Source organism: Pseudoblastomonas aquimaris (assembly GCF_035481675.1).
Taxonomy (GTDB): domain Bacteria; phylum Pseudomonadota; class Alphaproteobacteria; order Sphingomonadales; family Sphingomonadaceae; genus Alteriqipengyuania_B.
This window is the reverse complement of record NZ_JAYJJW010000001.1, coordinates 461,197-483,816: the sequence shown is the minus strand read 5'-3', so window position 1 is coordinate 483,816 and position 22,620 is coordinate 461,197. Positions and strand designations below refer to the sequence as shown.

The following is a 22,620-nucleotide window of genomic DNA, read 5'->3' as shown; positions in this document are numbered from 1 at the left end:
GGAAGCAGGCGAACGCGCAAGCGGGGGCGGGCCACTGTGTATGCAGCGGTCCGCCCCTGTCGTTTGCACGAAGGATGGACGCGTAAAACGTCTGGAAACAGGCCGCCGCCGCTTGGGAATTCTGCCGCGATGCGGCTAAGGACTTCATCGTCGCGTAGGACAGGGATAGAAGGGCAATGGCTCGCCGCCGCCAATCCGTAACCATCAAGCATGTGGCCGCCGATGCGGGCGTTTCGCTGCAGACGGTCAGCCGCGTCATCAACAAGGAGCCGAACGTGCGCGCCACCATGCGCGAGCGCGTGCAGGCATCGATCGACAAGCTCGGCTACGTCCCCTCCATCGCCGCCCAGCGCATGAGCGGGTCGCGTTCCTACCTTATCCTCTCGATCAACGACCGCGCGCGCACCATCGCCGACTGGGAAGCGCGCGAAGGGCGCGACTGGATCGACCAGATGTTGCTGGGCGGCATGCGCAAGGCGGCAGAGCACGGCTATCGCATCCTGATCGAGCTGGTCGATACCGACAGTCAGCACGTGGAGCGTGAGCTCGGCAACGCGATTGCTGCCCTGCAGCCCGATGGCGTCATCCTGACCCCGCCGCATTCCGACAACGCGCTGATGATCGACCTTTTGGAAGAGCGGCACATTCCTTTCGCGCGGATCGGCTCGAAAGGCACCACCCCCGGCATCGCGCTGGCGATGGACGACCGGCTGGCCGCACGCGAAGCGACGCAGCACCTTCTGGACCTCGGTCACGAACGGATCGGCTTCATCGCCGGCTCGCCCTATTACGAGCTCAGCCACTGGCGCACGAACGGCTGGAAAGACGCCATGCGCGAAGCCGGCCACGCTGTCGCCGGACTGTTCGGGGAAGGCGACTTCGGTTACGAAAGCGGCGGAAAAGCCGCGCGCGCCCTCCTTTCCGGCGAAACCCTTCCCACCGCGGTCATCGCCAGCAGCGACCATATGGCGATGGCCACGCTCGACGTCGCACGCGAACTTGGCCTGTCGGTGCCGGGCGACCTGTCAGTGATAAGCTTCGACGACACGCCCGTGCTGCGCGGTTCCGTGCCCGCGATGACTGCCATCGACCAGCCTATCGCGGAGCTCGCCTCGCTTGCAGTGGAGAAGCTGATCCAGGCGAAGCGCGGGGAGCTGGAGGACGAGGAACGCGCGGTCATCCCCGCACGCTTGGTCGTGCGGGATTCCACCGCCCCTCCCCGCGCGGCATCGCATGGCTAGCGCCGCCATCCCGGCCACCGGACAACCGCAGCAATCGGCGCGGTTCCTGTGGCTTTATGCCGCAGCGGTGGCCGGCGGGGCGGTCGCCTACGTCCCCTTCCTCACCATCCTCCTGCCTGTCCATGTCAGCAGCCTCGCCGGCGACGGGGTCGTCCAGTGGCTCTCGTGGATAGCGCTGGCCGGGGCGGTCGCCGCCAGCGTGGCCAATATCGGGTTCGGCTGGGCGAGCGATCTTACCGCCAACCGCAGAAGCTGGGCGCTGGCGGGGTTCGCGCTGAGTTCCGCGCTGTTGCTGCTCATGCCTTCTTTCGGGACCTTCCCCGCCCTGCTCGCGGCCATCGTGGCATGGCAGCTGGCGCTGAACATGATGCTCGCCCCTATCGCCGCGTGGGCGGGCGATTGCGTGCCGGACGACCAGAAGGGGCGGCTCGGCGGAATGCTTGCGTTCGCGCCTGCGACCGGTGCGTTGTCCGGCGCGCTCGTCACCTCGACCTGGCTTGTCCCGGTCGAAATGCGTTTCCCCGTAGTGGTGGCGCTGGTCGGCGCGCTGGTGCTGCCGGCGCTGCTCCTCGCCCGGCCGGTCCCGACTCCCGGCCTCATGACCCCCGTAGCCCGCGAGCAAATCGCGGAGCGAGACGCGTTGCGCAGCCGACCCGCCGTGTTCCGCATGTGGCTCGCACGGCTTCTGGTGCAGGTTGCCGAAGCCTCGCTCTTTGCGTTCTTCCTGCTGTGGTTCCGCTCGATCTCGCCCTCCAGCACGGAGAACACGGCCGCCACGATCTTCGGGCTGGTCCTGGCGAGCGCGGTGCCTTTCGCACTCGTGGTGGGGCGCTGGTCGGACCGCACGAACCGGCCGATCCTGCCGCTCGGCACGGCTTGCCTGATTTCATCGGTCGGCCTCGTCGTTATGGCGATGGCAGGCCAACGCGACATTGCTATCGCCGGGTATGTCGCCTTCGGCCTCGCGGCGAGCGTGTTCCTCGCCCTCCACACCAGTCAGACCCTGCGCGTCCTGCCCCGTCCGCAGACCCGCGGGCGCGACCTTGGGATCTTCAACCTGACCAACACCATGCCGTCGATGATCATGCCGTGGCTGACGCTGTTGCTGGTGCCCGTTTTCGGCTTTTCCGGCCTGTTCATTGCGCTTGCCGCGCTGGTCGTTGCGGCGGGTGCATTGCTGCTTAGCATCGCGCGAACGGCATGAGCCGCCGCGCATACGAATTTGCGTTGGACAGGGCCGCCACCCTGCGCCACGCTGCCAACAAGGGAATGTCCTGACCGTGCACGCGGCCGGACCAAAGGGAGAGTACCATTATGGCCTTGGCACCAGACGTTGCCACAAGCACCGATCCGAATCCGATCGAGGATGACCGCCCGCCGGTCGACGCGCCGGGTCTCAACTATTTCGTATTCGGCCTGTTCTTCATTTTTGGCGGTATCACCTCGCTCAACGATGTGATCATCCCGAAGCTGAAGGAGCTTTTCACGCTGAGTTGGACCGAAGCGATGCTGGTCCAGTTCTGCTTTTTCGCCGCATACCTGCTCATCGGTATTCCCGGCGCAAAGCTGGTGAAGAAGCTGGGTTACATGCGCGGCGCGGTTGCAGGCCTCGTGACGATGATAATCGGCTGTCTCCTGTTCATTCCGGCAAGCCAGACGGCGACTTATCCCATTTTCCTGGGGGCGCTTTTCATTCTGGCTAGCGGCGTCGTGATCGTCCAGGTGGTGGCGAACCCGCTCATCAGCCTCCTCGGCCCGCCATCGACCACACACAGCCGGCTTACCTTCGCACAAGCCTTCAATTCACTCGGCACCACCGTATTCCCGATCGTGGGCACCGCGGTCATTCTTGGCAGTCTCGCCACGGTCTCGGCAGACCAGCTTTCCGGCGCGGCCCTGCAGGAATATCGGCAGGCCGAAAGCCAGGCGATCTGGCAGGGTTACCTTGGTGTCGCCATCCTGATCGCCATCGTCGCTGCAGCGGTCTGGATGTTCCGCAACCGCCTGCCGCACGATCCGAAGATCATGGGCGAAGGCGCATTCGTCTCGACCGGACGCTATCTGGTCGGCCTCGCCCTTGTCGCAGCCGGTGTGTTTCTTGCGCTGCAAGTGAATGCTGCTGTCGGCCTCCTCGTCATCCTGCTCGCCCCGGCGATCTGGCTGTACGACAACGAACTGCTTCGCCGCTCGCGCTTCCGGTTCGGGGCGCTCTGCATCTTCCTTTATGTCGGTGCGGAAGTGGCCATCGGTTCGGTCATCATCAATTACCTGCTGCTGGACGGTGTCATGGCCGACGGCGGCCCCGTTACCTCGTTCCTCAATGGGATGTTCGGGAGCGATCCCAATGCGGTCGAGTGGATGATCGGCCTTTATTGGGGTGGCGCAATGGTCGGTCGCTTCATCGGTTCGGCGGCCCTGCGTGTCTTCAGCCCGGGCAAGATCCTCGCCTTCAATGCGATCGGATCTATCACGCTGATCGCGATCTCGACCCAGTCTTCGGGAGAGCTCGCCGGCTTCACGCTGCTGGCTGTCGGTCTCATGAACTCGATCATGTTCCCGACGATCTTCTCGTTGGCTTGCGAGAAGCTTGGACCCAAGGCCGCCGATGGATCCGGTATCATCAATGTCGCGATCTTCGGCGGAGCCGTGGTGCCGCTGCTGTTCGGCGTTATCGCCGACGCAGCCGGCGGGGACTTGAGGACGGCCATGATCCTGCCGATCGTCTGCTACGCCATCATCGCGGCTTTCGGCATCTTCGCTCGCCGCCCAGCCTGATGCTCTTCGCAGTCACAGCAAAGGCCGGCTTCCACGCGGGGGTCGGCCTTTCGCTTGTGCAGCAAACCGGTTTCAGATGAAATCATTCCCGATTTTCTCACCTTCGCGCAATATTTTTACTTGCAAGAAGGATCTCGGGATATAAAGAGGCTGGCGAACGCGGCGCTCTGCCGTGGAACGAGGAACGAGACGATGTCGGCACGCGTTGCCACTGCTGCACTTGCGAAGGATCGGGCACCCGTGGCCGACCTCGTGCAGCTAGTGCTCGTAGTACTCGTACTCCTGATCACGCGGGGAGGAGCGCCCATCGGCTGACACAGGCTGACACGGACCTCCGAAACCCCGCTCCCACACCGGCAGCGGGGTTTTTTATTGGCCCCTCACCCTCCCCGACTTCGCGAGACACCATGACCGACCCGAAACCGAAGATTTCCGACGCCATCACGAAGGGCCCCGCCAAGGCCCCGGCGCGCGCGATGTTGCGTGCGGCGGGCTACGACGATGCGGCGATGGCGCAGCCGATGGTCGCGGTCGTCAACACGTGGTCCACCGTCACCCCGTGCAACATGCATCTGCAGGCATTGGCGGAGCCGGTCCGCGAAGGCCTGCGCGCCGGCGGAGCGACGCCGGTCGATTTCAACACTATCGTCGTCTCCGACGGAATTACCATGGGCGGCGAAGGCATGCGCGCCAGCCTGATCAGCCGCGAAGTCATCGCCGATTCCATCGAAGTCGCGGTGCGCGGCCACTCGCTGGATGCGGCAGTCATCCTCGTCGGTTGCGACAAGACCATCCCCGCCGCCGCCATGGCGCTGGCGCGGCTCGATATTCCGGGCCTCATCTTCTACGGCGGCACTATCCTGCCCGGCAACTGCAAGGGCAAGGACCTATCGATCCAGGACGTTTTCGAAGCCGTCGGCGCACATGCCAAGGGCGATATCGACGACGCCGAGCTGGACGAGATCGAACGCCACGCCTGCCCTGGACCGGGGGCATGCGGCGGCCAGTTCACCGCCAACACGATGGCGATGGCGCTGACGATGATGGGCATTTCGCCCATGGGCGCAGCCGATCCGCCAGCCGTCGACGACGCCAAGCCCGACGAGGCGCGCCGCTGCGGCGAGCTGGCTGCACGACTGGCGCACGAGGGCACCTCCGCCCGCACGTTCCTGACGCCGGCATCGCTGCGCAATGCGGCGACCGCCGTCGTCGCCAGCGGCGGCTCCACCAACGCCGTCCTCCACTTGCCCGCAATCGCCGCGGAAGCCGGCTTCGCCTTCCCGATCGAGACATTCGACGAATTGTCGCGCGAAGTCCCGGTCATCACCGACCTGAAGCCGGGCGGTCGGTTCCTCGCACGCGACCTGTTCGCCGCCGGCGGCATCCGCCTCTTCGGCAAGCGCTTGGCCGATGCGGGCATGATCGCCGACACGCCGACCTGCACGGGCCGTTCGATGCATGAAGAACTGGCAGAAGCCGAAGAGGTGCCCGGACAGGAAGTCGTCCACTCGCCCGCCAACCCGTTCAAGCGGACCGGCGGCCTGTCGATCCTCTATGGCGACATGGCCCCTGACGGCGCGGTCCTGAAAACCGCCGGTTACGGCACCAGGAGCTTCACCGGCCCGGCCCGCGTGTTCGACGGCGAGGAAGCCTGTTTCGAGGCCGTCACCAACCGCCGCATCAAGGCCGGCGACGTGGTTGTCATCCGCTACGAAGGGCCCAAGGGCGGCCCCGGCATGCGCGAGATGCTGGCCGTCACCGCAGCCATCGCCGGACAGGGCCTTGCCGGACAGGTCGCACTGATCACCGACGGGCGCTTCTCCGGCGCGAGCCACGGCTTCGTCATCGGCCACGTCTCTCCCGAAGCGCAGGTCGGCGGCCCGATCGCCCTGATCGCGGAAGGCGACACCATCACCATCGACGCCGAGACGCGCCGGATCGACGCCGACATCGACTGGGATGCGCGCCGCGCCGCCCACACGCCCCGCCCGCCAAAGCGCATGGGCGGCGCCTTCGACAAATATGCCCGCCTGGTCGGGTCCGCCGCCTACGGCGCGATCACGACCGAAGCCCCTGCGAATTGAGGAAAGACCCATGAAAGTTTTCAAAGATACCGATGCAAAGCCCGCCGCCGTCAAGGGCAAGCCGGTCGCCATCATCGGCTACGGCAGCCAGGGCCGTGCCCATGCGCTGAACCTGCACGACAGCGGCTGCGAGGTCATCATCGGCCTGCGCGACGGATCGCCCACGGCGGCCAAGGCGCGCGCCGACGGCCTGACCGTCATGTCGGTCGCCGAAGCGACGAAGGCCGCAGGCCTCATCGCGCTGCTGACGCCGGACATGAGCCACGAGAAGATCTTTGCCAGCGAGATTGCGCCCAACTTGTCGGCCGGCGACGCGCTGCTGGTCGCGCACGGCTTCACCGTCCTGTACGAACGGATCAAGCCGGGCAGCGACATCGACGTCATCCTCGTCGCGCCGAAGGGCCCGGGCGACCTCGTCCGCCGCGAGTACGAGCGCGGTGCGGGCGTCCCCGCCCTGTTTGCCGTCCATCAGGATGCCAGCGGGGAAGCACGCGACAAGGCGCTGGCCTACGCCAGCCTGATCGGCGGCACGACGGCAGGCGCCATCGAGACCAGTTTCAAGGAAGAAACCGAAACCGACCTGTTCGGCGAACAGGCCGTCTTGTGCGGCGGCGCGACCGAACTGGTCCTTGCCGGCTTCGAAACGCTGACCGATGCGGGCTACGCACCGGAAATTGCCTATTACGAATGCCTCCACGAACTGAAGCTGATCGTGGACCTGCTGTACGAAGGCGGGCTCGCCAAGATGCACGAATTCATCAGCGAAACGGCTATCTACGGCGACCTCGTTTCCGGCCCGCGCGTCGTCAATGACGAAACCCGTGCGCGGATGAAGGACGTCCTCACCGACATCCAGAACGGCACGTTCGCCAAGAACTGGATCGCCGAGAACGAGGCCGGGAAGCCCGAATACGACCGGATGCTGTCCGAGGACCTCGCCCATCCGATCGAGACCACCGGCAAGGAATTGCGCGGCATGATGCCGTGGCTCCAGCAGAAGAAAGACAAGGCCGCGTAACCGCGCGGCTGCAGGATAGACCGATGAACGCCCAAGCATCCCCCGCCACCACCAGCTTCACTCCGCGCAGCGGGGCGGAGCTGGTGGTGGACACGCTGGAGGCGTTGGGGGTCACCTGCATCTTCGGTTATCCCGGCGGCGCGATCATGCCGGTTTACGATGCGATCGCGCGCGGCAATGTCCGCCACGTCCTGTGCCGCCACGAACAGGGCGCGGCCTTTGCCGCCGATGCCTATGGCCGGATTACGGGCCGCGCCGGCGTCTGCCTCGCCACCAGCGGTCCGGGCGCGACCAACCTCATCACCGGCATCGCCAACGCATACATGGACAGCGTCCCGATGGTCGCGATCACCGGCCAGGTCGCGCAGCCGTTCATGGGCACCGACGCTTTCCAGGAAATCGACATGTTCGGCATGACCCTGCCGATCGTGAAGCACTCCATGATCGTCCGCCACCCGGACGAAATCCCGGGCGCGCTGGAAGAGGCCTTCGCGATTGCCGAGGGTGGCCGCCCCGGCCCGGTCCTGATCGACCTGCCCAAGGACGTCCAGCAGGCGCAGGCCGGCACGGCGATCTACCGCGCGGAGGCCGACGCGCTGCGGCCCACCCCTTCGGCGGAAGCGATATCCGAGGCCGAGAAGCTGATCGCAGGCGCGAAGAAGCCCCTGTTCTACCTCGGCGGCGGCGTCGCCCGGGCGAACGCCACGCCGCTGGCTCGCGAGATTATCGAGGCGTCGGGCATCCCCGCAGTCGCCACCTTGCAGGGCCTCGGTATCCTGCCGCCCGAGCATGAACAGTTCCTCGGCATGCTGGGGATGCACGGCAGCATCGCCGCAAACAAGGCGGTCCAGGAAAGCGACCTGCTGATCGTGATCGGCGCACGGTTCGACGACCGCGCCACCGGCAAGCTCGATACGTTCGCGCCCCACGCCGGCGTTGTCCATATCGACACCGACGCAGCGGAATTCGACAAGCTGCGCCGCGCCAATGCCGCCATCTGCGGCGACCTGAAGCGCGCGCTGCGCCAGATCGACTTCGCCGCAGGCGACATCGGCGACTGGCAAGCTGCGTGCGCCCAGAGCAAGGCCACCACCGCGCCGCGATACGACGCGCCGGGCAACGGCATTTACGCGCCCGCCATGCTGAAGGCGTTGTCGGAGCAGGTCGGCGACGACTTCGTTGCCGCATGCGATGTCGGCCAGCACCAGATGTGGGTCGCGCAGCACTGCCGCTTTTCCTCGCCCAAGCACCACCTCACCAGCGGCGGTCTCGGTTCGATGGGGTACGGCCTGCCCGCTGCCATCGGCGCCAAGCTCGCCGAGCCGGAGAAGGAAGTCTACTGCGTCAGCGGCGACGGCGGCTTCCAGATGAACCTGCAGGAACTGGCGACGCTGCGGCGCTACCAGATCCCGGTCAAGATCGTCCTTCTGGACAACGCGATGCTGGGGCTGGTCCGCCAGTGGCAGGAGCTGTTCTTCGAAGGCAATTATTCCGAAGTCGACCTGTCCGACAATCCGGACTTTGTCGAAGTCGCCCACGCCTTCGGCATCGAGGCCTTCGCGGTCGAGCGCCGCGAGGAAGTCGACGGCGCGATAGAGCGGCTTCGCGCCGCGAAGGGGCCGATCCTGGCCCATGTCCGGATCGACCCGGAAGAAAACGTCTGGCCGCTCGTCCCGCCGGGCAAGTCCAACTCCGAAATGATGGAGACGAAACATGACGCTTGAGCATATCCGCATCACCTTCCAGTCCGGCGAAGGCACGCTACGTCGGGTGCTCGGCCTCATCGAAGCGCGCGGGTTCAACATCCGCTCGATGCAGATGGGCAGCGACATGGAATTCTCGACCATGACGGTCGCCATCGACCCGCGCGACGGCACGCGCCGCACGGCCACGCTGCTGCGCCAGATCCAGCGCCTGCACCTGGTCACCGAAGCGACCGAACTGACCAACGCCCCGCCGATCATGGAGGTGCCGCGTGCCGCAGTCGCCTGACCAAGCCGGAGAAAGCGACGTACGTCGCATCCGTATTTTCGATACGACCCTGCGCGACGGGGAGCAGGCGCCCGGCTTCTCCCTGACGCCGGAACGTAAGCTGATGGTGGCCAAGGCCATCGCCGCCCTGGAAGTGGACGTCATGGAAGTCGGCTTTGCCGCCGCCAGTCCGGGCGATGCCGAGGCCATCCGTCGCGTCGCGGGCGAGATCGAGGGGCCGACCATGTGCTCACTTGCCCGCTCGACCGAAGGCGATATCGACGCGGCCGAGCGCGCTCTCGCACCGGCGCAGCGCAAGCGGATCCACGTGTTCCTCGGCACCAGCCCGCTGCACCGCGAATTCAAGCTGAAACTTTCGACCGACCAAGTGCTGAAGCAGATCGAGCGCAGCGTGAAATCCTGCGCCGGCCGGTTCGACGAGATCGAATTTTCCGCCGAGGACGCGATCCGGACCGAACGCGCATTCCTGAAGGAAGCGCTGCAATGTGCCGCCGATGCGGGGGCGGACGTGCTGAACGTGCCCGACACGGTCGGCTACACCTCGCCCGAAGAGATTTACGAGCTCTATCGCGACCTCACCGCAAGCGTCTCCGTGCGCGACGGGGTCATCTTTTCGACCCACAACCACGACGATCTCGGCATGGCGGTCGCCAATAGCCTCGCCGCGGTGCGCGGAGGCGCGGGCCAGATCGAATGCGCGCTCAACGGTATCGGCGAACGGGCGGGCAACTGCGCAATGGAAGAAGTGGTGATGGCGCTGCGCACCCGCACCGACCATTACCGCGCCGACACGGGCGTGCAGACGCGCGGCATCTATGCCGCCAGCGCGCTGCTGGCCGAATGCACCGGCAACGCCCCGCCGCGCAACAAGGCTATCGTGGGCCGCAACGCCTTTGCGCACGAGGCCGGCATCCACCAGCACGGCGTGCTCGCCAATCGCCAGACTTACGAGATCATGCACCCGGACGACATCGGCGTGCCGGCGCAAACGCTGGTGCTGGGCAAGCACAGCGGCAAGCATGCCCTGCGCGCCCGGCTGGCCGACCTGGGTTTCGAACTCGGCGACAACCGCATTGCCGAACTGTTTCCCGCCTTCAAGGACGTCGCCGATACGCGCCGCGAAGTGACGGACAACGATTTGATCGCGCTGATGGCCGGCGGCGAGGATGCGCTGACCTGGCATCTCGTTCGCGCGGAATTGCGCACCGGCACGAAGGCAAAGGACCAGCCCACTGCAAAGCTGGTGCTCGACCACAAGGAACGCGGCCGCCTGACGACCATAGGCCACGGCACCGGCCCCTTCGAAGCGCTGACCGACGCATTCTGCATTGCGGCCGAAGTGGACGGTTCGCTCGATGCCATCGACGCGCACCAGCTGGCGCGGGAGATGGACATCGAGGTCGGACTGACGGTGGACGGCAAGAAGGTGTCCGGTCGCAGCCAGAACACCGATGTGATCGTCGCCGCCGCCGAAGCGCTGCTCGCCGCGTTCAACAACCACGACCGGATGGTGCAGGCCACCGCCGCACACCAGGCTGCGTGAGGCGCAAATGACCGAAGCGAAAACGCTGCTCGACCGCTTGTGGGAACGCCACGTCGTGGTGCCCGAGAGCGAGGATTGCCCGGCGATCCTCTACATCGACCTGCATCTCGTTCACGAAGTCACCAGCCCGCAGGCCTTTGCCGTGCTGGAAGAGCGCGGGCTGGCGATGCGGCGCCCGGACCTGACGCTCGCCACCATCGACCATTCCGTGCCGACCCTCCCCGCGCGGGCGGACGGCACCCTGCCCTACGCCACGGAGGCGGCGGAAAAGCAGGTCGCCCAGTTGCAGGCGAATTGCGCGAAGCACGGTATCGACCTGCTCGACCTCGGCGACGAGCGACGCGGGATCGTGCATGTCGTCGGACCGGAACTGGGGCTGACGCAGCCCGGCAAGACCATCGTCTGCGGGGACAGCCACACAAGCACCCACGGTGCATTCGGCGCGCTTGCATTCGGCATCGGCACGACCGAGGTCGGCCATGTGCTCGCGACCCAGTGCCTGCTGCAGCGCAAGCCCAAGTCGATGCGCGTCGTGTTCGAAGGCACGCTGGGCGAAGGCGTGGGCGCCAAGGACATGGCGCTCGCGATGATTGCGCAAGTAGGCGCGGACGGCGGCGCCGGCCACGCGATCGAATTTTGCGGCGAGGCCGTGCGCAGCCTGTCGATGGAAGGGCGCATGACGCTGTGCAACATGGCTATCGAGGCCGGTGCACGCGTCGGCATGGTCGCCCCGGACGAGACCACCGTCGCCTGGCTCGAAGGCCGAGAGCGCGCTCCCAAGGGCGAGGCATGGGAAGCGGCTGTCGCGGACTGGCGGACCCTGCAGTCCGACGAGGATGCCGTCTTCGACAAGGACGTGACGGTCGATGCCGGCGCGATCCAGCCCATGATCACTTACGGTGTCTCCCCCGATGCGGCGACCGCGGCCAGCGCCGCCATGCCGAGCCCCGCCAACGCCAACGAACAGGACGCGGCGGACTACATGCGCTTTGCCGCCGGGCAGGACTTTGCCGCTGCGAAGGTCGACCGCGTATTCATCGGCAGCTGCACCAATTCGCGCCTGTCGGATCTGCGCGAAGCGGCCGAGGTCATGCGTGGTCGCACCGTGGCGAGCGGCGTCACCGCGCTGGTTGTCCCGGGATCGGAAGCCGTGCGCCGTGATGCCGAGGCCGAGGGGTTGCACGAAATTTTCCTCGCTGCCGGCGCAGAATGGCGCGAACCGGGCTGTTCGATGTGCATCGCCATGAACGGCGACCGGGGCGAGCCGGGCGAGCTGGTGGTCAGCACGTCCAACCGCAATTTCGTCGGCCGGCAGGGCAAGGATGTGCGCACCGTACTGGCCGGCCCCGCCACCGCTGCGGCGTCCGCCATCGCCGGCCATATCGCCGATCCGCGGGCCTATCTGAAGGAGGCGCGCGATGCAGCCTGAGCCCTTCACGACGCTGACCGCCAAGACGCTCGTCGTGCGGCAGGAGAATGTGGATACCGACCAGATCATCCCCGCGCGGTTCCTCACCACGACTTCGCGAAACGGGCTGGGCAAGGCGGCGTTCTACGACTGGCGCTACACCGCCGACGGTTCGGCCAAGAACACCTCGCCCTTCCCCGTCAGCGGCGCGGGCGAGCGGCAAGTCCTGGTCGCGGGCCGCAATTTCGGCTGCGGATCGAGCCGCGAACACGCGCCGTGGGCGCTGCTCGACTACGGGTTCCGCGCGGTCATCAGTTCCGACATCGCCGACATCTTCACCAGTAATGCGCTGAAAAACGGACTGCTGCCGGTGCAGGTGCCGTCCGACGTACACGAATGGCTGCTGGCCAACCCGGGCGCCGAGGTCACGCTCGATCTCGAGGCAGGAGAGCTGCGCTTGCCCGAGGGGCGGACGGTGGCCTTCCATACCGAAGCATTCGCGCGGCATTGCCTGCTGAACGGGGTCGATCCGCTCGGCCACTTGCTGGCGCACGATGGCGAGATCGCGGCATACGAGGCGGCGACGTGAGCGCGAAAATCGTCCTGTTGCCGGGCGACGGAATCGGGCCGGAGGTCACTGCGGCAGTGGAGGCGGTTCTCGCCGCTGTCGCCACCAAGCACGGGCTGGAGATCGAAACCGAAGCACACGACTTCGGCGGCATCGCCATCGACAACTACGGCACCCCTCTGCCCGATGCCACGCTGGACGCGTGCATGGCTGCCGATGCCATTTTCCTCGGCGCTGTTGGCGGACCGAAGTGGGAGGGCGGCAGCGTGCGCCCGGAACAGGGTTTGCTGGGCTTGCGCAAAGCCCTCGGCGTCTTCGCAAACCTGCGTCCCATCTCGCTTTTCGAGGGTATGGAGCATCTCTCTCCCCTGCGCCCCGAACGCGCGGCGGGCACCGACATGCTGATCGTGCGCGAGCTTACCGGCGGGCTCTATTTCGGGGACAAGACGGAGGGCACTGAAACCGCATCCGACCTGTGCACCTACACCCGCGAGGAAGTGGAGCGCGTCGCACGCATCGCCTTCGACGCGGCCCGCCAGCGGGGCGGGCGGGTAACGTCGGTCGACAAGGCCAATGTCCTCGCCAGCAGCCGCCTGTGGCGCGCCGTGGTCGAGGATGTCGCGAAGGACTATCCCGACATCGCGCTCGACCACGTGCTTGTCGACGCCATGGCGATGAAGCTGATCGAGCGCCCCGCGCAATTCGATGTCGTGCTCACGGAAAACCTGTTCGGCGATATATTGTCCGACGAGGCGTCGGTAATTTCGGGCTCGATCGGCCTCGCCCCTTCCGCATCGATAGGTTCGGGCCATGGCGGGCTGTACGAGCCGATCCACGGATCCGCCCCGGACATCGCCGGCCAGGGCAAGGCGAACCCCGTCGGCGCAATCCTGTCGTTCGCGATGTTGCTGCGCCACGCGCTGGGCGAGGAGGTTGCCGCGCGGTCCGTTGAAGAAGCCGTGCGGGGGGCATTGGGTGCGGGCGTGGGCACAGAGGACCTCGGTGGCACTGCGACCACACGGTCCGTTGCCGGAGCAGTTTGCGAGCGGATCGCGGCCTAGTCGGCAGCCTCGGCGCAAGCGTCGGACGTGACCGGCACTCCTTGCGCCTTGCGTCGGACATCCCAGACGATCGCCTTCAGCACGGAAATCGCCATCAGGCCGACCACGAAGCTAAACGGCAGCGCGCCGATGATCATCGTCGTCGAGATCGCGTCGATCCCCCCAAGGATCAGCATGCTGCCGACCACCAGCGCCAGCGCGACGCCCCAGAACAGGATATGGCGGCGGCGCGAGCCATGATCTTCGCCCGCGGCATTGATGGTGTTGACGATCAGGATCGCGCTGTCCGCCGAGGTGATCAGGTACGTCATCAGCAGGATCACGACGAGACCCGACAGGATGAGCGCCCATCCTTCGCTGGCGAGCACGGCAATGGTTGCATAAAGCTGGTCGGAAATGCCCGCACCGAGGATCGTGCCCCCCGCAGCGCCAGACAGTTCCATGTCGATGGCCGTCCCGCCGACGATTGCCATCCAAATGAAGCACATTAGCGACGGCACCAGCACCACGCCAAGGACGTACTCGCGCACGGTTCGCCCGCGCGAAACGCGGGCAACGAACATGCCGACGAAGGGCGCGAACGCAATCCACCAGGCCCAGTAGAATATCGACCAGTCGAGCTGCCATTGCAGCATTGCCGCGCCGGTCTCCCCGTCGCTGTCGGAAAATAGCGTCAGGGCCAGTCGCGGCAGGTTTACCAGATAATCCCAGATCCCCTGCGCCAGAAGCTGGAAGCCCAGCACACCGGCGCCGAAAATGACGAAGACGGCGAGCAGGATGAAGGACAGGCCCATGTTGAGGTTGGACAACCACTTGATGCCCCGCCCTACCCCGGAGAGCGCAGACAGGGTCGATGCCCCCACCAGCAGCACGAGCGCGACGATGATGGCCACGGTCGAAGCCGTCCCTTCATCGTTCAGAAGCCAGTCGCCCAGGCCGACGCGATAAAGCCCGGCGACGAATTGCTCGACGCCGAGGCCAAGCGTCACCGCCACGCCCAACACAGTCGCAACCACGGCGACGATGTCCACAATGTGCCCGGCGACCCCGGACATGGCCTTGCCGAACAGCGGTGCCAGGCTGGAACGGATCGTCAGCGGCAAACCGCGGCGATAGGCTACATAGCCGACGCCGAGCCCCACGAGCGCGTAGGTGGCCCAGGCCGCGAAGCCCCAATGCAGGAAGGTGTAGATATAGGCCGGTCGGACCGCCTCCGGTGTCACCGGTTCCAGCACGCCGCGAATGATGTCGGGATTATTCTGGAAGTGCGCCAGCGGCTCCCCAGTCGAATAGGTAAGCATGCCGATGCCGATCCCGGCGCCGAAAAGCATCGCAAACCAGCTGAAATATCCGAACTCCGGCTCCTCTCCGGGCTCACCGAGCCTGAGCTTGCCCGACTGCGGGACGATGGCGAGCACCAGCGCGATGAGCATCAGGAACGCCACGAGATACACGTACCAGCCGGCGAAATCGCGGATCAGGGTAGCGTTTGCGGCATCGAGTGCGCTCGCCGCCTGCTCGGGAAACAACACGACCCAGCCGATCAGCAAAGCAACTATCGCCTTCGCGGGGATAGTAACAGCCGTGCTGAAGCCGTTGTAAAAGCCGGAGTTTGCCGTTTCGATCGACAGTTCGGTCAGCGGCGGCGCCATGCGATCGGCGGCGGTTTCGGACAATTATCCAACTCCCCAAGTGTATCGAAACATTGGCCAAGACCAAATGTGAACGTTTCTGGTTTTGACTTGCAACCTGTTCTAGCTGCACTTGCGTATTTTCAAGTACAGATTGATCTGTTGTTATTTATACTGAAAGTAAGGATGCTCGACTTTTCCGTATTTACCATAACGAAAAAAATCGATGCACCGTGTACGCGGGCCTCCCGATCCGCGGATTTATGTTGATTGTCCGATATAGGTCGTGTCGCAATTTGGCAACGCCCGGAGTCAATCTTTGGATAAGTCTCCGCGACCAGTTGGATTCGCATACTCGGCTGCCTACTCGACTCTTCGAGGTCGAGAATCCTTTATGGTTTCACGTCTTTTTCTCGCAAATCGCCTTGGCGACTGCGAAGCCTTTCAGCCGGACATCCGCACCGGCGCTCATCCACAGGGGAAAACAGATGAAAAGCTTTCGAACCGGCGCGTCTCTAGGGACGATTGCCGTGCTCATGGCCGCACCCGCGGCGGCGCAGGACGCTGCAACTCCCGCCGCGCAGGAACGCCAGGGCGGCGTGAATACGATCGTCGTGACCGCTACCAAGCAGTCCGAAGACCTGCAGGACGTGCCGATCGCCATCAACGCGATCGATGCGGAGTCGCTGGAAGAACTCAACATCGACACGTTCGAGGATTATCTCGAGCAGCTGCCAAACGTGACCGCAGGCGGTTCCGGCCCCGGCCAGAGCACGATCTATATCCGCGGTGTAGCCTCGACCACGCCGAACCTGACTACGGCCGGCGTCGCCGGCCTCGCCCCCAACGTGGCGCTGTACCTCGACGAACAGCCGCTCTCGCAGCCGGGCCGCAACCTCGACGTCTATGCTGCCGACCTCGAACGGATCGAAGTGCTTGCAGGCCCGCAGGGCACGCTGTTCGGCGCTAGCTCGCAGGCCGGCGTCGTCCGCCTCATCACCAACAAGCCCGAACTCGGCGCCTTCGCTGCCAGCCTGCGCGGCGGCGTGTCCTTCACCAAGGGCGGGGAAGAAAGCTACAACGCGGAAGCCATGCTGAATGTGCCGGTCACGGACAGCTTCGCCCTTCGCGGTGTGGTCTATCTCGACGACCAGGGCGGTTACATCGACAATGTGGCCGGAACCATCGACCTAACCGGCAGCGCCCGTTTCCGGCCGGAAGGCACCGTGCGCTCCAACGGCGTACCGGTCAGTGCGCTGCGTGCAGGTTTCCAGGGTTTCGATAACGAGCTAAACCCGGTCAACAACCCCAACGTCACCTTCCTCGCGGCCGACAACGCCGGCATCGCGAGGGAGAATTTCAACGACACGCAATACGCGGGCTTCCGTCTGTCGGCCCTGTATGAATTCACGCCCGACTGGCGCCTCAACGTCAGCCATTCGCGGCAGAGCGTGGAAAGCGACGGCGTGTTCTTCGCCGATCCCGATCTTGGCGGGCTGGACGATCTGCAGGTGCAGCGCTTCGAAGACGACCGGATCGAGGACAACTTCTCCAACACCAGCTGGACGCTGGAAGGACGTCTCGATTTCCTGGAGCTGGTATATACCGGCGCCTACACCGATCGCGAAGCCAACCAGCGGGTCGACTACACCGACTACCTCTTCGTCGGTCAGTACCTGCCCTACTACATCTGCGATGGCAGCGTAACCTATCCGGGCGCAGGCAACGAGCCGTCGGGCACCTGCCAGGCCCCGAACCTGTACGTCGCATCGGTCACCGACACGACGGTGTTCACGCAGGAATTCCGCGTCAGCACACCACAGGAAAACCGGCTTCGCGCGACCGTCGGGGCGTTCTATTCCGACCTCGAGCTCGCCGAGCGGAACGACTTCAGCTACCCCGGCAACGTCGCGGCGGCCCCGTTCGGCCCCTTCAAGCCGAACTTCCCCTTCCCCGGCGGATACCAGAGCGATCCGGGCCCCTTCCCTGCCGACACGATCTTCCGCAACGACATTCTGCGGACGGACGAACAATTCGGCCTGTTCGGGGAAGCCAGCTTCGACATCGTGCCGGATGTCCTCACGCTGACGGGCGGCCTTCGGTATTACGATATCAAGGTCGACTTCGAAGGCGATGCGAACAGTTCGTTCTGCAACAGCTTTTCCGCCGAAGACCAGGATGCGTTCGGCACGAATATCTCCGACCTTTATGACGGGGATGGCCAGTTCACCTTCATCGGCAGCTGCAATCCGGCCCTGCGCCAGACCTTCAACCAGGGTGACAGCATCGCCGATATCGAAGCTGCCGGCCTGACGACCGCGCAGGCGACGCAAGTGTTCAACGCGCTGAACGCTCCGGACAAGGCCGAAGCGGAGGGCGTGATCTTCAAGGGCACGCTCACCTACACGCCGACCGAAGAGATGCTGTTTTACGCGACCTATTCGGAAGGTTTCCGGCCCGGTCTGCTGAACCGCCCTGGCGGCGCAACCAACGGCGCGGGCTTCACCGTCCCGTTCGAATTGCAGACGGACGAGGTGAAGAACTACGAGGCCGGCTTCAAGCTGGACCTGCTTGATCGCCAGCTGCGGTTCAACGCCAGCGCGTTCTACGTCGATATCGCGCGTCTGCAGACGACGATTTTCGATCCCAGCATTACCAACCTTTTCTTCAGCGACAATGCTGCGAACGCGGAAGTGCGCGGCGTGGAAGGCGACATCACCTTCGCACCGTACGACGTGCCGGGCCTGACGGTTGCGGGTGCCTTCAGCATCCTCGACACGGAAATCACCGAAGTGTTGACTCCGACCAACGACGTGATCGTGGGAGACGAACTCGCTTACGCGCCGCCCTTCCAGGGCAACTTGCGGGTGCGGTACGAGTTCGACGTCAGCAACGACCTGACCGGCTTCATCCAGCCGCAGGTTTCCTATTCGGCATCGAAGTTCACCGACATCATCACGATCAACCGGATCGAACTCGATTCCTACACGATCGTGGATCTGTCGGCGGGCGTCCAGACGGCGGATTACCGCATCGAGGTGTTCGGTTCGAACCTGTTCGACGAGCGTGCCGAAGTCGCCGGCAACTACATCAACGACCGCGAGCGGATCACCACGAACCGTCCGCTTACCGTGGGTGTGCGTATCGGCTACGATTACTGATCGCGCCTGAACTGCGAACTGCGGCGGCGGGCGGGCAAAAGCCTTGCCCGCCGCTTCGCTTTTCCGCTCCGGCAAATTCTGGCAGGGCCGAGCCATGACCACCACGCTTGCGACAGACGACCGTGCAGCATTGTTGAAGGGCGCCCAGTCCGCCCTCCAGGCAGGTGATTTTGCCGGCGGCGCCCGGCTTGCCAACACGGTTCTGGCTGATGATGCGGAAGACGGCGAAGCCTTGTACATCGCCGCAGTTGCGCGGCGCTATCTAAAGGATTTTCCGGCTGCTTCGGCGCTGCTCAAGCGGCTTCACGCTGCCATGCCGGAATACGGTCGCGCATGGCAGGAAGAAGGCCACCTTGCCCGCGCCAAGGGTGACGATGCGCGTGCGCTGGCCGCTTTTGAACGGGCAACACGGTTCAACCCGGCGCTGGTGGCAAGCTGGAAAGCGCAAGCCGAACTTGCCGGTGTGGCGGGTCGTTCTGCTATGGCGGAGGCATCGGCGGCGCAGGCGCGGCGGATCGAGGCGCTTCCCCCTGAATTGGTCGCTGTCACCAACCACCTTCACGAAGGCCGGCTGCTGAGGGCCGAGGAAATCTGCCGACATTACCAGCGCCAGCATCCCCGCAATGTCGAAGGCATGCGCCTACTCGCCGCCATCGCGGCCAAGTTCGGGGTGCTCGACGATGCGGAATTCTTGCTTGAAACCGCCATCGAACTCGATCCGGAAAACCTCCAACTCAGGCTCGACGCGATCCAGGTGCTGCGCCAGCGCCAGAAATTTGCCGAGGCGCGCGAGCAGGCCGAATGGCTTCATCGCCGCAATCCCGCCGACCCGCTATTCCAGAGCCACCTGGCCATCGAAAGCATGCAGACCGGCGATTTCGATCAGGCCTTCGAGCTGTTCGAACAGGTTCTGGAAAAACTGCCGAACGACCCGGCCACGCTGACTTCCCGCGGCCATGCGCTCAAGACGCGCGGGCGGCACGATGACGCAGTGGCGAGCTACCGCGCGGCTTTTGCTGCGAAGCCCGACCATGGGGACGCCTACTATGCGCTCGCCAACCTGAAGACCTATCGCTTCTCCGAAAGCGAAATCGCCGAAATGGAGCGGCAGGCTGCGCGGCCTGACCTCGCATTCATGGACCGGGTCCACTTCGCCTTCGCACTCGGCAAGGCGCACGAAGACGCCGGCAATTACGAAGCTTCGTTCCGCAATTACGAGCTGGGCAACACTCTGAAACGCCGCCAGACCCGCTACGATGCGGATCGCATGGGCGAAGAGCTGGAACGGCAGCGCGAATTCTGCACGCCGGAGCTTTTCGCGAAACATGCCGGCGCCGGCGATCCATCACCCGACCCGATCTTCATCGTCGGCCTGCCGCGAGCGGGATCCACCCTGCTCGAACAAATCCTGGCCAGCCACAGCCAGGTCGACGGGACGATGGAACTGCCGAACATCCTTTCGTTAGCCCACCGGCTGCGCGGAAACAGGCCATCCGATCCGGCCTATCCGGCCAACCTGCACGACCTGACTGGCGAGCAGCTTGCAAGAATGGGTGCGGATTTCATCGCCAGCACCCGCGTCCATCGCGGCGATGCCCCGTTTTTCATCGACAAGATGCCGAACAATTTCCGGCATATCGGCCTCATCAAGCTCATCCTGCCCAACGCAAAGATCATCGACGCCCGCCGCGCCCCGATGGATTGCTGCTTTTCCGGCTACAAGCAGCTGTTCGCCGAAGGACAGGAGTTCACATACGGGCTCAAGGAAGTCGGCCGGTACTACGCCGATTACGTGCGGCTGATGGATCACTGGGACCGCGTCTTGCCGGGCGAAGTCCTGAAGGTGCAGCACGAGGACGTGCTCGACGACCTCGAAGGACAGGTCCGCCGGCTGCTGGATTTTTGCGGCCTTCCGTTCGAACAGGCGTGCATCGATTTTCACAAGACCGACCGCGCGGTGCGAACCGCCAGCAGCGAACAGGTGCGCCAGCCCATCAATCGCAAGGGGCAGGATGCGTGGAAACCCTATGAAGCGTGGCTGGGAGAGGTGAAGGCCGCCCTCGGTCCCCATGCGCCGGAAGGCTCCAAATGACGAAACAGATCGACCGCCTGCTCGCAATCATGGCCCGCCTCCGCGATCCGGAGCGGGGATGCGAATGGGACCTCGCGCAGGATTTCTCCACCATCGCGCCCTATACGATCGAGGAAGCCTACGAAGTGGCCGACGCCATCGAGCGCGGGGATTACGGCGAGCTGCGCGGCGAGCTGGGCGACCTGTTGCTGCAAGTCGTGTTCCATGCGCGCATGGCGGAGGAAACCGGGCTATTCGCATTCGAGGATGTCGCCCGGGCGATCGGCGACAAGATGGAAGCGCGCCATCCGCATATCTTCGGCGATGCCGGCGGGACGATGTCCGAAGGCCGGTGGGAAGAGATGAAAGCCGCCGAACGCGCCGACAAGGGCGAGCGGAGCGCCATGGACGGTGTCGCCCGCGCGCTTCCCGCCTTGTTGCGTGCCGAAAAACTCCAGAAACGGGCGGCGCGCGACGGGTTCGACTGGCCCGACCGCGAAGGCCCTGCCGCCAAGGTGGCAGAGGAAGTCGCGGAATTGCGCGAGGCCCCGGCGGAAAAGCAGGAGGAGGAAGCGGGCGACCTGCTTTTCGCCGCGGTCAACTTGGTGCGCGCCTACGGCATTTCGCCAGAACAGGCGCTGCGCAAGGCGAACGACAAGTTCGAGCGGCGCTATCGCGCCATGGAGGCAAAGGCCCAGACGTTTTCGGCTCTATTGCTGGAGGAGCAGGAAGCGCTCTGGCAGGCCGTGAAAGCGGACGAAGCGCCTTAAAGTGCAGCGAAGCGGCCGGCTTCCTTGGGCGTCAGGCGCACTTCGACCCGCCGGTCGAGACCGCCTTCGCCCGCGGCCTCGTCGGCCAGTACCTCGCCGTGCTGGTGCAGCCAGGCGATCTTCTGCCCCTCGCCGGCGTCGAGCACGAATTCGTACGTCTTCGCGTTGGCGGTCAGCAATTCGCTAACACGCTCCAGCAGGGCCTCGACATTCTCCCCGGTGGCGGCGGAAATGGCGACGACATCGTCGGCTGCGGCGGCCTGCGACTGCAAGTCCTCCAGCGCCTCGCCTTCGACGAGGTCGACCTTGTTCCAGACCTCGATAAGCGGGATTTCGCTGGTCCCGTCCTCGCCGTCGATCACGTCGAGGTCTGTCAGCACTTCGAGCACGCGGCGCTTCTGCACCGCATTGTCCGGGTTGGCCATATCGCGCACGTGGCAGATGACATCGGCCGCGGTCACTTCTTCGAGCGTGGCACGGAACGCCGCGACCAGCTGTGTCGGAAGGTCCGAGATGAAGCCCACCGTGTCCGACAGTATCGCCTTTTCGACGCCCGGCAGCCGGATCGCCCGCATTGTCGGGTCGAGCGTGGCGAAGAGCAGGTCTTCCGCCATCACGTCCGCGCCGGTCAGGCGATTGAAAAGCGTGGACTTGCCGGCGTTGGTATAGCCGACCAGCGCCACCACCGGCCAAGGGGCGCGGCCGCGCCGCTCGCGGTGCAGCGTACGGGTCTTGCGGACCTGCTCCAGTTCCTTGCGCAGCCGGCCCATGCGGGTGCGGATCATCCGGCGGTCGGCCTCGATCTGGGTCTCGCCCGGACCGCCCAGGAAGCCGTAACCGCCGCGCTGGCGCTCGAGGTGGGTCCAGCTGCGTACGAGGCGGCTTTGCTGGTAATCGAGATGAGCAAGCTCGACCTGCAACCGGCCTTCCGCCGTCGCCGCACGCTCGCCGAAAATTTCGAGGATCAGCCCGGTCCGGTCGATCACCTTGCGCTTTAGCCGGTCTTCGAGATTGCGCTGTTGGATGGGGCTGAGCGCGCCGTCCACCACGACCAGCTCCGCTTCCCCCTGTTCGCAGGCGATTGCGATATTCTCGACCTGGCCCGAGCCGAACAGCGTGTTCGGCCGAACCTCGCGAACGGGTAGTATGAAGGCGTCGACAATGACCAGGCCGATGGCCAGCGCAAGGCCCTTCGCCTCCTCCAGCCGCGCGTCCGGATCATCGTCGCGGCGTTCGCTGCGGATGTCCGGGCACACGACAAGGGCCCGCGCCCCGCGGGTGACTTCCTCGGCACTGT

Annotated in this window: 17 protein-coding genes; 14 read left to right on the top strand and 3 right to left on the bottom strand. The window is 65.0% G+C overall.

The genetic code is table 11. The features are described 5' to 3' along the window. Positions 1-176: 176 nt before the first annotated feature. The 11 genes from VCJ71_RS02355 to leuB all read left to right on the top strand — a co-directional run bounded on the left by VCJ71_RS02355 (position 177) and on the right by leuB (position 13,690). Positions 177-1,241 carry a LacI family DNA-binding transcriptional regulator gene (locus VCJ71_RS02355; protein ID WP_324638786.1) on the top strand — a complete coding sequence of 355 codons (1,065 nt, stop codon included), beginning with the start codon at positions 177-179 and terminating at the stop codon, positions 1,239-1,241. Further along, positions 1,234-2,445: an MFS transporter gene (locus VCJ71_RS02350; RefSeq protein WP_324638784.1), complete on the top strand. Its 1,212-nt coding sequence runs from the start codon at positions 1,234-1,236 to the stop codon at positions 2,443-2,445. Before VCJ71_RS02355 ends, VCJ71_RS02350 begins: the two co-directional genes overlap by 8 nt. A gap of 110 nt (positions 2,446-2,555) precedes the next feature. After that, the gene (locus tag VCJ71_RS02345) at positions 2,556-4,016 is read left to right on the top strand and encodes a sugar MFS transporter (protein WP_324638782.1); all 1,461 of its coding nucleotides are present in this window, start codon (positions 2,556-2,558) and stop codon (positions 4,014-4,016) included. A gap of 407 nt (positions 4,017-4,423) precedes the next feature. After that, positions 4,424-6,100, top strand: coding sequence for a dihydroxy-acid dehydratase (ilvD, locus tag VCJ71_RS02340; protein ID WP_324638781.1), 1,677 nt, complete (start codon positions 4,424-4,426; stop codon positions 6,098-6,100). Positions 6,101-6,110: 10 nt separating this feature from the next. Further along, the gene (ilvC, locus tag VCJ71_RS02335; RefSeq protein ID WP_324638780.1) at positions 6,111-7,118 is read left to right on the top strand and encodes a ketol-acid reductoisomerase; all 1,008 of its coding nucleotides are present in this window, start codon (positions 6,111-6,113) and stop codon (positions 7,116-7,118) included. Positions 7,119-7,141: 23 nt separating this feature from the next. Then, positions 7,142-8,842: an acetolactate synthase 2 catalytic subunit gene (ilvG, locus tag VCJ71_RS02330; RefSeq protein ID WP_324638779.1), complete on the top strand. Its 1,701-nt coding sequence runs from the start codon at positions 7,142-7,144 to the stop codon at positions 8,840-8,842. Next, a complete protein-coding gene (locus VCJ71_RS02325) occupies positions 8,832-9,110 on the top strand; it encodes an ACT domain-containing protein (protein ID WP_290135053.1) in 279 nt (92 codons plus the stop codon). The genes ilvG and VCJ71_RS02325 overlap by 11 nt, the downstream gene beginning before the upstream one ends. Further along, entirely contained in the window at positions 9,094-10,653 is a 1,560-nt protein-coding gene (locus VCJ71_RS02320) for a 2-isopropylmalate synthase (RefSeq protein WP_324638776.1), read from the top strand. Before VCJ71_RS02325 ends, VCJ71_RS02320 begins: the two co-directional genes overlap by 17 nt. Before the next feature lie 7 nt (positions 10,654-10,660). Beyond that, positions 10,661-12,082, top strand: coding sequence for a 3-isopropylmalate dehydratase large subunit (gene leuC, locus VCJ71_RS02315; RefSeq protein ID WP_324638775.1), 1,422 nt, complete (start codon positions 10,661-10,663; stop codon positions 12,080-12,082). Further along, positions 12,072-12,650 (top strand): 3-isopropylmalate dehydratase small subunit, encoded by a 579-nt coding sequence (gene leuD, locus VCJ71_RS02310; protein WP_324638773.1) that lies wholly within the window; start codon positions 12,072-12,074, stop codon positions 12,648-12,650. Before leuC ends, leuD begins: the two co-directional genes overlap by 11 nt. Next, positions 12,647-13,690, top strand: coding sequence for a 3-isopropylmalate dehydrogenase (leuB, locus tag VCJ71_RS02305; RefSeq protein WP_324638771.1), 1,044 nt, complete (start codon positions 12,647-12,649; stop codon positions 13,688-13,690). The genes leuD and leuB overlap by 4 nt, the downstream gene beginning before the upstream one ends. Here leuB and VCJ71_RS02300 read toward each other — a convergent pair. After that, positions 13,687-15,366: a BCCT family transporter gene (locus VCJ71_RS02300; RefSeq protein WP_324638770.1), complete on the bottom strand. Its 1,680-nt coding sequence runs from the start codon at positions 15,364-15,366 to the stop codon at positions 13,687-13,689. The two genes, leuB and VCJ71_RS02300, sit on opposite strands and share 4 nt — an antisense overlap. Before the next feature lie 355 nt (positions 15,367-15,721). Further along, complete coding sequence (locus VCJ71_RS02295; RefSeq protein WP_324638769.1) at positions 15,722-15,859, bottom strand: hypothetical protein; 138 nt, start codon at positions 15,857-15,859, stop codon at positions 15,722-15,724. Here VCJ71_RS02295 and VCJ71_RS02290 point away from each other — a divergent pair. The 3 genes from VCJ71_RS02290 to mazG all read left to right on the top strand — a co-directional run bounded on the left by VCJ71_RS02290 (position 15,858) and on the right by mazG (position 21,323). Next, positions 15,858-18,482 (top strand): TonB-dependent receptor, encoded by a 2,625-nt coding sequence (locus VCJ71_RS02290; protein ID WP_324638768.1) that lies wholly within the window; start codon positions 15,858-15,860, stop codon positions 18,480-18,482. The genes VCJ71_RS02295 and VCJ71_RS02290 overlap by 2 nt on opposite strands. Before the next feature lie 94 nt (positions 18,483-18,576). Further along, positions 18,577-20,574 (top strand): tetratricopeptide repeat-containing sulfotransferase family protein, encoded by a 1,998-nt coding sequence (locus VCJ71_RS02285; RefSeq protein ID WP_324638766.1) that lies wholly within the window; start codon positions 18,577-18,579, stop codon positions 20,572-20,574. Further along, positions 20,571-21,323, top strand: coding sequence for a nucleoside triphosphate pyrophosphohydrolase (gene mazG, locus VCJ71_RS02280; RefSeq protein WP_324638764.1), 753 nt, complete (start codon positions 20,571-20,573; stop codon positions 21,321-21,323). Before VCJ71_RS02285 ends, mazG begins: the two co-directional genes overlap by 4 nt. Here the strand turns inward: mazG and hflX are convergent. Next, the gene (gene hflX / locus VCJ71_RS02275) at positions 21,320-22,579 is read right to left on the bottom strand and encodes a GTPase HflX (protein ID WP_416379136.1); all 1,260 of its coding nucleotides are present in this window, start codon (positions 22,577-22,579) and stop codon (positions 21,320-21,322) included. The two genes, mazG and hflX, sit on opposite strands and share 4 nt — an antisense overlap. Positions 22,580-22,620: the final 41 nt, after the last annotated feature.

Bases quoted from the DNA above. Each gene is read 5' to 3' on its own strand.
- ilvD (WP_324638781.1), top strand. From the start codon at position 4,424: ATGACCGACCCGAAACCGAAGATTTCCGACGCCATCACGAAGGGCCCC.
- VCJ71_RS02295 (WP_324638769.1), bottom strand. From the start codon at position 15,859: ATGAGCACGGCAATCGTCCCTAGAGACGCGCCGGTTCGAAAGCTTTTC.
- VCJ71_RS02345 (WP_324638782.1), top strand. From the start codon at position 2,556: ATGGCCTTGGCACCAGACGTTGCCACAAGCACCGATCCGAATCCGATC.
- VCJ71_RS02355 (WP_324638786.1), top strand. From the start codon at position 177: ATGGCTCGCCGCCGCCAATCCGTAACCATCAAGCATGTGGCCGCCGAT.
- mazG (WP_324638764.1), top strand. From the start codon at position 20,571: ATGACGAAACAGATCGACCGCCTGCTCGCAATCATGGCCCGCCTCCGC.
- VCJ71_RS02290 (WP_324638768.1), top strand. From the start codon at position 15,858: ATGGCCGCACCCGCGGCGGCGCAGGACGCTGCAACTCCCGCCGCGCAG.
- ilvC (WP_324638780.1), top strand. From the start codon at position 6,111: ATGAAAGTTTTCAAAGATACCGATGCAAAGCCCGCCGCCGTCAAGGGC.
- ilvG (WP_324638779.1), top strand. From the start codon at position 7,142: ATGAACGCCCAAGCATCCCCCGCCACCACCAGCTTCACTCCGCGCAGC.
- VCJ71_RS02350 (WP_324638784.1), top strand. From the start codon at position 1,234: ATGGCTAGCGCCGCCATCCCGGCCACCGGACAACCGCAGCAATCGGCG.
- VCJ71_RS02325 (WP_290135053.1), top strand. From the start codon at position 8,832: ATGACGCTTGAGCATATCCGCATCACCTTCCAGTCCGGCGAAGGCACG.
- VCJ71_RS02285 (WP_324638766.1), top strand. From the start codon at position 18,577: ATGACCACCACGCTTGCGACAGACGACCGTGCAGCATTGTTGAAGGGC.
- leuC (WP_324638775.1), top strand. From the start codon at position 10,661: ATGACCGAAGCGAAAACGCTGCTCGACCGCTTGTGGGAACGCCACGTC.
- leuD (WP_324638773.1), top strand. From the start codon at position 12,072: ATGCAGCCTGAGCCCTTCACGACGCTGACCGCCAAGACGCTCGTCGTG.